The 8655-nt window shown below is 67.3% G+C and carries 9 protein-coding genes and 1 pseudogene; 5 read left to right on the top strand and 5 right to left on the bottom strand.

What is annotated here, in order from left to right; genetic code table 11:
- Both D477_RS17280 and D477_RS17270 read left to right on the top strand, forming a co-directional pair.
- Positions 1–505, top strand: a pseudogene (locus tag D477_RS17280) (NAD-dependent epimerase/dehydratase family protein); the annotation flags it as partial.
- 514 nt (positions 506–1019) lie between these two features.
- Positions 1020–2666 carry a GAF domain-containing sensor histidine kinase gene (locus D477_RS17270; RefSeq protein WP_005272634.1) on the top strand — a complete coding sequence of 549 codons (1647 nt, stop codon included), beginning with the start codon at positions 1020–1022 and terminating at the stop codon, positions 2664–2666.
- Here the strand turns inward: D477_RS17270 and D477_RS17265 are convergent.
- On the bottom strand, positions 2663–3364 hold the full coding sequence (locus D477_RS17265) for a response regulator (protein WP_005272632.1): 702 nt from the start codon (positions 3362–3364) through the stop codon (positions 2663–2665). The two genes, D477_RS17270 and D477_RS17265, sit on opposite strands and share 4 nt — an antisense overlap.
- A 259-nt stretch (positions 3365–3623) precedes the next feature.
- On the opposite strand from D477_RS17265, the gene D477_RS22820 reads away from it, so the two are divergent.
- Positions 3624–3902 carry a DUF3040 domain-containing protein gene (locus D477_RS22820; RefSeq protein ID WP_005272631.1) on the top strand — a complete coding sequence of 93 codons (279 nt, stop codon included), beginning with the start codon at positions 3624–3626 and terminating at the stop codon, positions 3900–3902.
- A gap of 10 nt (positions 3903–3912) precedes the next feature.
- On the opposite strand, the gene D477_RS17255 is transcribed toward D477_RS22820, so the two are convergent.
- The 4 genes from D477_RS17255 to D477_RS17240 form a co-directional block, all read right to left on the bottom strand.
- Positions 3913–4305, bottom strand: coding sequence for a DUF1801 domain-containing protein (locus tag D477_RS17255; RefSeq protein ID WP_005272629.1), 393 nt, complete (start codon positions 4303–4305; stop codon positions 3913–3915).
- A 9-nt stretch (positions 4306–4314) separates the two neighbouring features.
- Positions 4315–4602 (bottom strand): DUF1540 domain-containing protein, encoded by a 288-nt coding sequence (locus tag D477_RS17250; RefSeq protein WP_043847504.1) that lies wholly within the window; start codon positions 4600–4602, stop codon positions 4315–4317.
- Between the two features lie 124 nt (positions 4603–4726).
- Entirely contained in the window at positions 4727–5164 is a 438-nt protein-coding gene (locus D477_RS17245; protein ID WP_005272625.1) for an Hsp20/alpha crystallin family protein, read from the bottom strand.
- 122 nt (positions 5165–5286) lie between these two features.
- A complete protein-coding gene (locus tag D477_RS17240) occupies positions 5287–5541 on the bottom strand; it encodes a hypothetical protein (protein ID WP_005272623.1) in 255 nt (84 codons plus the stop codon).
- A gap of 176 nt (positions 5542–5717) precedes the next feature.
- Here D477_RS17240 and gluQRS point away from each other — a divergent pair, with 176 nt between their 5' ends.
- Together gluQRS and D477_RS17230 are read left to right on the top strand one after the other, a co-directional pair.
- Positions 5718–6647: a tRNA glutamyl-Q(34) synthetase GluQRS gene (gene gluQRS, locus D477_RS17235; RefSeq protein ID WP_005272621.1), complete on the top strand. Its 930-nt coding sequence runs from the start codon at positions 5718–5720 to the stop codon at positions 6645–6647.
- Between the two features lie 242 nt (positions 6648–6889).
- On the top strand, positions 6890–8655 hold a 1766-nt coding region (locus D477_RS17230; RefSeq protein ID WP_043847500.1), incomplete at its 3' end, for a penicillin acylase family protein.

Genomic DNA, 8655 nt, shown 5'->3' with positions numbered 1-8655 from the left:
GCATGCCGGCGAGCGCATGGTCCCGGCGGTGCTGGCGGGCAGGACGGTCCGCGTGCTGGGCAGCCCGGACGTGCCGCATTCCTTCACCTACGTTCCGGACCTCGCTGCCGCGATGATCCGCGCCGCGCAGCAGCCGGCGGTGTGGAACTCCGTGCTGCATGCGCCGACCGGTCCGGCCCTGACCCAGCGGGAGCTCGTGCAGGCCTTCGCCGCAGCGGCCGCCGTAGCAGTACCGAAGGTGGCTTCGCTGCCGGGTTGGCTCATCCGCGGCCTGGCGCCGGTCCTGCCCGATGCGCGGGAGCTGGCGGAGATGCTCTACCAGTTCGAGGAGCCATTCGTCATGGAGTCGGCGGACAGCCAGTCCGCGCTGGGACTGGCCCCCACTCCGCTGGCCGAAGCCGCCGCGGCCACCGTCCGCTGGTGGCGCAGTGAGCTGCGCGAACCGGCTGCCGGCTCATTGTCCGGTGCGCAAACGGCGGCGTATCCTGACAGCACGCGGACATAGCTGCCCGGACCATCGCCAGAGTCGAGGGGCGTAACCATGACCATCCCCCAGCCGCCGCCTGAACCCACCCCGGATCCCACGTCGCCGCAGCCCCCGCCGGGCGAACCGGAACCCGTGGAGCCTGAGCCCTTTCCGAATCCGCTGCCCGGCCCGGAACCGGGCAAAGAACCGCCGCCTCCGCCCGGGCCGTTGCCGATCCCGGAACCCGGGCCGATCATTCCGCCGCGCCATCCGCGTCCGGGCCAGGAATAAGGCCATGCGGCCTTGCACAGCGGCAGGAAATATCGGGCGCGCCCGCACCGGTTACTGTCCCCTTTGACCCTCTACCGGCGGTCCGGCAGGCCCCCCTCCTGCTGTTCCCCAGGGCGCGCCCGGAACCAGCTTCGCGCTGAATCCATTCAGCCAGTAGGGCTAAAGGTCCTGCCCGGCTGCGTTCTGCTAGCCTGCCACTACGACGGCGGTGCTTACGTGGCGTGGAGAAGCCGTCTTCCGTGCAGCGCACAGGAGGTTGACCATGACGCCGTGGAGGGTAAACGACCCGAGTGACCTGGCCCGCGCCGAGCACCATATCCAGGAACTGGTCTCCGCCATAGTCTCGATCGCGGAGAACCACAGCCTGGAAACCATCCTGGACCAGGTGGTCCAGACGGCGTGCAATCTGGTGGACGCGCGGTACGGCGCGCTGGGTGTGATCGCCACCGGGCAGATCCTCGAGCGCTTCATTACGGTCGGCCTGACGCCGGAGGAAATCGAGCGCATCGGGCCGCTGCCTGTGGGACACGGCGTTTTGGGACTGCTGATCCGGGACCCCAAGCCGATCCGGATGCATGAGCTGGGCAAGCACCCGGACTCCTACGGCTTCCCGCCCGGCCACCCTCCGATGAAGTCCTTCCTGGGCGTCCCGATCCGGGTTTCCGGCCAGGTCCTGGGCAACCTCTACCTCACGGAGAAAAAAGGCGGCGGGGACTTTACCGAGGCCGACGAGGAAGTGGTCGTTTCGCTGGCTGCCGCGGCCGGCGTCGCCGTCGCCAACGCCAGGCTGTTCGCGCAGTCCGAACGCCGCGAGCAATGGCTGGAGGCCTCCATGGAAGTCGGCTCCGGCGTATCGGCCAGGACCGCCAACCCGGGCGACATCATTGTGCAGCAGGCGCTGACCGTGCCCGGCTGGGCCCTGGCCGGCGTCGGCTTCCCTGCCGACGACGGCACCCGGCTGCGGGTCTCCGCGCTCGGCGGCGAACTGGCCGGCCAGCTCGCCCTGCCGGCCATCGCCTTGCATTCGCCGCTCCTCTCGCAACTGTGGGACGAGGAGGAACCGATCGTCCTGGAGGACGCTTCGGGCTTCCTCGGCGCGAAGATCGCCGCGGCCCTGGGGCCGCTGCTGCTGACCCCGCTGTGTCCCCAGGAGGGCCCGAAGGGCGTGCTCTTCCTGGGCCGGAAACGCGATGCCGGTCCGCTGGCCGGCATCGACCCGCAGATGAGCGGCATCTTCTGCACGCATGCCGCGTTGGCGCTGGATGCGGCCCACGGCCAGCGGCTGCGCGAAGAACTCGTGCTCTTCGAGGACCGCGACCGCATCGCCCGGGACCTGCACGACGTGGTCATCCAGCGGCTCTTCGCAGCGGGCCTGAGCCTGCAGAGCCTCCGCCGCTACACCACCGAAACGGCGGTGCAGGACCGGATCACCGCCGTCGCCGCTGACCTGGACGAGACCATCCGCCAGCTGCGCGATACGATCTACTCGCTCAAGCCGGCCGGCTCCGGTGATCTGCTGAGCAGCCGGATCCTGCAGACCGTGCAGAACGCAATGAAATCCATGCCGTTCTCCCCCCGGGTCCGCATGGATGGCGGCGTGGACGGTGCCGTGCCGGAGCGGGTAGCCGGACACCTGCTCGCGGTGCTCACCGAGGCCCTGAGCAACGCGATCCGGCACGCCGGTGCCAGCTCGATCGATGTCGCCGTCACGGTCCGGGAGGCGGAGGAAGGGAAGCCCGGCAGCCTGGAACTGCTGGTGGAGGACAACGGCAGCGGCATCAACGGCGATACCCGCAGCAGCGGCCTGGCCAATATCGAAAAGCGCGCCGTCTTGCTCGGCGGCATCATGGAACTGGCCAGCGGTCCCGACCTGGGAACGCAGGTGCGCTGGCGGGTGCCGCTGGCCTAAAGGACCGGCAGCTGCCCGGTCTCGGTGCCGTCGCCGCCCTGCCGTGCCACGTAGACGGCAGCCTGGGTCCGGCGCTCGAAGCCAAGTTTGGCCAGCACCGAGGAGACGTAGTTCTTGACCGTCTTCTCGGCCAGGAACATCTCCTCGCTGATCTGCTTATTGGTCAGCCCCTGGCCGATCAGGTTCAGGATGCGCTGCTCCTGCGGGCTCAGGTCTTCCATCCGCGGATCCACCGCGCCCGGTTTGGTCATTCCTTCGACGACCCGGGATTCGATGCCCGGATCGAACAGCGTCTCCCCCGCCGCCGCCCGGCGCAGCGCCGCCACCAGGTCGTTCCCGCTGATCTGCTTGAGGACGTAACCCACTGCTCCGGCGAGCACCGCGCTGCGCAGGGACCGCTCGTCGTCGTAACTGGTCAAGATCAGGCAGCGCAACGTTGGATCGATCGAGCGCACATCCCGGCAGACCTCGATTCCCGTACCGTCCGGGAGCCGCACATCCAGCACAGCCACGTCCGGATGCAGCGCGGGGATCATCTTGGTGGCCTCCCGGGCCGATCCCGATTGGCCGACAATTTCGAATCCTTCGCCTTCCAGAAGGTCCTGCAGACCCCTGCGGACCACCTCGTGGTCGTCCAGGATGAACACCCGCAGCCGCCTGGCTCCCTTGCCGGCAGGCTGCTCCGCTGGCAGCTTCACGATTGCCGCTCCTCCTCCCCACGGTGCCCATTCCCCGATTCCCCAACAACCGGCCCCTCAGGCGCCGGCCGTTGTCCCATCTTGCCGGGTCAGGTGGACGGGGACAAGGTATGAACGTCCCGTGACGCAGATGCGCACGCGGCAGCCGGCCCATAACGATCCGGGCAAGGCGGCAAGGTGCCGGCGGCAAACAGCACCGATGGAGCGCAGGAAGCGTACATTAGAGGTACGGCGCAACGGTGCTCCCTGGGAGGCAAAAATGTCCCTATCGGATGAAGAACAACAACGGCTGGCCAAGCTTGGGCGCCAGCTGGAGGAGGAAGATCCGAGGCTCGCCAAATCCCTTTCGGGGAACGGCGTACGGGTCTTCGGCTTCACCATCGGGGCCGGAGCGTTGGTGGCGCTGGCCGGACTGCTGCTGCTGTTCGTCGGCATGGCCGGGAACTCGCTGCTGCTGGCCATGCTCGGCGTGATCGCGCTCTGCGCCGGCGTGCTGGTGTCCGGATCGGACTGGTACCGCCGGCACGTACGGCACTGACCGCACCACTTCAGCGGGAACGCGGCTTCCTGCCCGCCCGCCGTTCCAGGCCGTCGATGACGGACCTAGCCAGGAACCGCTGCACAAGATCGACCGTGTCGGCCGACCTGTCCGCGATGGGAAGGGCCCGCACCTGACGGCCGCCGGCCGTCAGGACTCCCTCCGGATCAGGCAGTGACGCACCGTGTTCGAACAGCAGTTGCAGGCCCTCCGGACGTGGAAAGATGCCGCAGACGTAGCCGGCATCAGGATGGCGGAAGCCCACCGCCTGCCAACCGCGATAGACCCGCTGCTCGAGGTCAGGTTCCGCCTCGAGCAGCACCGAGCGTAGCCAGAGCGCCAGCTCGGCCTGCTCGGGAAATTCCTGCCGTAAGTACTCGCCTGCCTCGTCCGTGCGGTGCACCCTGACCTGTTAGTGCCGGTGCTCGTATGTCAGGCAGTCCGCATTGTCCGCCCCCGGGCCGACATGGACCTGGGGCGCGTGGCAGAGCAGATGGTCATTGTGCGTGCACTCGGCGCGCTGGCAGGCGCCGACGGTGGCCAGCACCTTGGGCAGGCCACCGTGGGCACCGATATCGATGAACGTGGCGCAGGCCGCATGATCCTCGCCGCCGCCTACGGTGATCGCAGGCGCGGAACAGTTCTCATGGTCGTTGAAGGAACACTGGGTCACGCTGCAGTCGGCAACGCTGGTTTGCACAGTCATTTCACTGCCTCCGTGCTGTCATGCCCGGCCCAGGTCGGGCCAGGCCCTAGGGACAGCTTAGGCCCGGATCCTGCCGGCTAATTAGTGCCGGTTTCGTGACCTAATTGGGCCAACCAGGCTACTCGCGGGTGATGTGGATCCTGCGGACCGGTTCCTGCTCGGTCTGGGGCGGCAGCGGGGCCCGGACTTCCAGCACCCCGTCCCGGTAGGTGGCGGAAATGTCATCGTTGCGCACGCCCTTGGGCAGTTGGATGCTGCGCGAGAACGAGCCGTACCGGAACTCCGACCGGTAGCGGTCCTTGCCCCGTTCTTCCTTCCGCTCGCGCCGCTGGGCGTGGATGTGCAGGTGCTCCTCGGCCACCGAGATGTCCACATCCTGCTCGGGGTCGATCCCGGGAAGCTCGGCACGGACGATCAGAGTGTTTCCGTCCACCAGCTCTTCGACCCGGATGGAACTGGCATCCATCTCGCCTTCGAACATCCGCCGCAGCGGCTCCATCATCTCGAACGGCGAACGCCGCAGGTCGAACGAGGGCCGCTTGAACATCTCATTCATGGTGTGCACTCCTGACGTGGGAACTGATCCGATACTGGTCGCGCAGCATCAACATTTCCAGTCCCCGGCGGGCACCGCAAGACCCTCCATGGGCCGCGGGGACCAAAGGAGAAGCAGTGTGGTCAGGCGTACCAGAACCAGCCCGGCGGCTCCCACCCGGCCGGCACGGAATGGCCGCCGACCTGGCCGCATTCGATGCAGGTGTAGCTCGTTTCGGCCGGGCGCACCTGGCCGCCCGGCAGCACGCGGGACGGAACGTACTCTTCGAAAATCAGGAAATCGTCGGTGTCGCAGCCTTCGCAGAACGGCCGCTGGGGTGCGGCAAGGCGGATGGGACCGGTGAGTTGTTCGGGACGGGGGGACGTCAAAAAGGGCATCTTTGCTCCAATGTAAGACCACGATTCGTGAGACCACAGTTCGTGCGGCAGAGGACCGCTTGCCCCGAGCACTGACGGTCTTTTCCGCGTTCCGCCAGTATGTAACGGATAAGCAACATCGTGGAGGGCCGAAAGTCCCGCATCTGCCGTGGAGCAGGGCTTTGTAGACTGGCTGGGTGCCACAGAACCTCGACGGCGCCGGCCGCTTCGCTCCCAGCCCGTCCGGCGACCTGCATGTGGGGAACCTGCGCACGGCCATCCTCGCCTGGCTCTTCGCCCGCAGCACCGGCCGCCGTTTCCTGCTGCGGATCGAAGACCTGGACCGGGCCCGCGCCGGAGCCGAAGCCTCGCAACTGGCCGATCTTGCCGCCGTCGGACTGGACTGGGACACCGAAGTGGTCCGGCAAACGGACCGCACCCCGCTCTACCGCCGCGCCATCGTGCAGCTGGCCGAAGCTGGCTTGGCCTACGAATGCTTCTGCACGCGGCGTGAAATTGCCGACGCCCCGAGCGCCCCGCACGCACCCGCGGGCGCGTACCCCGGAACCTGCCGCGACCTGACGGACGGGGAACGGGAACGACGGCGGCAGGAGCGTCCCGCGGCCCTGCGGCTTAAGGCTTCGGTCAGCCAATACACCGTCATCGACCAGCTGCACGGCCCCTTCACCGGCGCCGTGGACGATTTCGTCCTGCTCCGCAACGACGGCGTCCCCGCCTACAACCTCGCCGTCGTCGTCGATGACGCCGCGCAGGGCATCGACCAGGTGGTGCGCGGCGACGACCTGCTCAGCTCCGCCCCGCGGCAGGCCTACCTCGCCGCGCTGCTCGGCCTGCCGGAGCCCCACTACGCCCATGTCCCGCTGGTCCTCAACGTCCACCACCGCCGCCTCGCCAAGCGCGACGGCGCCGTCACGCTCAGCGCCCTCGCATTGACCGGCTTCGACGCCGGCGGTGCCCGGGACCTGATCCTGCGTTCCCTCGGCCTGCCCGCCGGTCCGCTGGAACGGGCCCTCGAAGCCTTCGATCCGGCCGGACTCCCCCGGGAACCGTGGATCTTCGAGCCACCCGAGCTGCCCGATGCGCATCACAGGGCGAACATTAACTGACCTAACGTTCGGTTTTCAAGACCTCACTGCTGCCAAGTGGCTGTTTACGCCAAGATGGCTGTTCCCGCTTGCCCACCGCAGGCTTCACGGCGACACTGGGTTAGCCCCGCGCCCGGAACACCCCTTCGAAGCGCCACCGGCGGCCGCTGCGCAAGGACAACCACCGGCGCATTGGGCCGCCCTCCCCACACCAGGCACTTGTCAGTGCCACCTTTGATTCAACTGATTCAACGAGGAGTCCGATGAAGAGAAAGTCCGCTCGCGCGGCACTAGCGTTGGCCGTGTCGCTCGGCCTGGTCACCGGCCTAACCAGCGGCGCTGTCGCCACGGATACAGCAACCCCAGCGACTTCCGGCCGCAGCCTGGCCGCCGGAGACATCAGCATCAAACGGGACAGCTACGGTGTCCCCCACGTTTACGCCGACACCACCCACGACCTGTTCTACGGCTATGGCTACGCAGTCGCCGAAGACCGGATGTTCCAGCTGGAAATGGCCAAGCGCGCCGTCCTCGGCACCTCCGCCGAGGTGCTCGGCCCGGAGTACCTGGAGATCGACAAGCGCTCCCGGTCCTCCTTCGAGCCGGAGGCCATCAAGGCGCAGATCGCTGACCTCCCGCAGGAAGACCGGGACATCCTGGACGGATACGCCGCCGGGTTCAACCAGCGCATCGCCGAGGTGATGGAGAATCCCGGCGAGCTGCTGCCCAAGCAGTTCGCCGACTTCGGCTTCGGGCCCTCCGAATGGACCGGCTACGACGTCGCGATGATCTGGGTCGGCACCATGGCCAACCGCTTCTCGGACAGCACCGGCGAACTCGCCAGCCTGCAGGTCCTGCAGCAGCTCACCGCGGAGCACGGCGCGGACAAGGGCCAGCTGCTTTTCGACCAGCTGCAGTGGCTCGAGGATCCCACGGCACCCACCACGGTCCCCCGCGAAGACAAGAAGCACCCCAACCGGCTCGCCACGGACAGCCCGTCGCAGGCCGCGCAACTGGCGAAGGCCAGCCTGGACCTCGCCGATGACGGGCTCGCCCGGATGGAGCAGTTCGGCGGCGGGGACTGGCCCGACCTGAAGCCGGAGGCCAGCAATCTCTGGATCGTCGGCAAGAAGAAGTCGGAGGACAAGGGCTCAGTGCTGCTCAACGGCCCGCAGTTCTCCTGGTTCAACCCGTCCTACGTCTACGGCATCGGACTGCACGGGGCCGGCTACGACGTCACCGGCAACACGCCGTTCGCCCACCCGACCATCCTCTTCGGTACCAACAAGCACATCAGCTGGGGCTCCACCGCCGGGCCGCTCGACGTCAACGACGTCTACCAGGAGCAGCTGAATCCGGACAACCCGCACCAGTACAGGTACGACGGCGAGTGGTTGCCGATGCAGGTGCGTACCGAGACCATCGAAGTCGCCGGGCAGGAACCAGTGCAGCACCAGGTGTACTCCACCGTCCACGGCTTCGTGACCAGCTTTGACGAAGCCAATGACACCGCATACTCGAAGAAGCGCAGCTGGACCGGCACTGAAATCCAGTCCTTCATGGCCTGGATCAAGATCATGAAGGCCCAGAACTGGGACGAGTACCTGGCGCAGGCCGAGAAGGTCGGCATCACGATCAACTGGTACTACGCCGACAAGGAGGGCAACATCGGCTACGTCTCCCCGGGCAGGCTGCCGGTCCGGCCGGAGGGCCAGGATCCGCGGCTGCCCGCGGTCGGCGACGGCTCCATGGAGTGGGAGGGCTTCCGCCCCTTCTCGGAGAACCCCAAGGTCTACAACCCCAAGCAGGGCTACATCGTCAACTGGAACAACCAGTCCGCCGCGGGCTTCAACACCGGCAACGGCAACTGGTCCCCGGTGGACCGGGTGAACGAGATCATCGAGCGGCTCGAGGACCAGCAGAAGCTCTCCCGCGACGAGGTCTGGGCCATCAACGAAGAGACCTCGTTCGCTGACCTGAACATCCGCTACCTGCGGCCGTTCCTGGAAGAAGCTGCCAAGACGCTGCC

Origin of the sequence: Arthrobacter crystallopoietes BAB-32 (genome assembly GCF_000328305.2) — a bacterium.
In the GTDB taxonomy this organism is placed as follows: Bacteria; Actinomycetota; Actinomycetes; order Actinomycetales; family Micrococcaceae; genus Crystallibacter; species Crystallibacter crystallopoietes_A.
Note: the sequence above shows the minus strand (reverse complement) of the source record. Positions and strands in the feature narration are given on the sequence as shown.

Excerpts from the sequence above, each read along its gene's own strand:
- D477_RS17270 (WP_005272634.1), top strand. The coding sequence starts at position 1,020 with ATGACGCCGTGGAGGGTAAACGACCCGAGTGACCTGGCCCGCGCCGAG.
- D477_RS22820 (WP_005272631.1), top strand. The coding sequence starts at position 3,624 with ATGTCCCTATCGGATGAAGAACAACAACGGCTGGCCAAGCTTGGGCGC.
- D477_RS17245 (WP_005272625.1), bottom strand. The coding sequence starts at position 5,164 with ATGAATGAGATGTTCAAGCGGCCCTCGTTCGACCTGCGGCGTTCGCCG.
- D477_RS17240 (WP_005272623.1), bottom strand. The coding sequence starts at position 5,541 with ATGCCCTTTTTGACGTCCCCCCGTCCCGAACAACTCACCGGTCCCATC.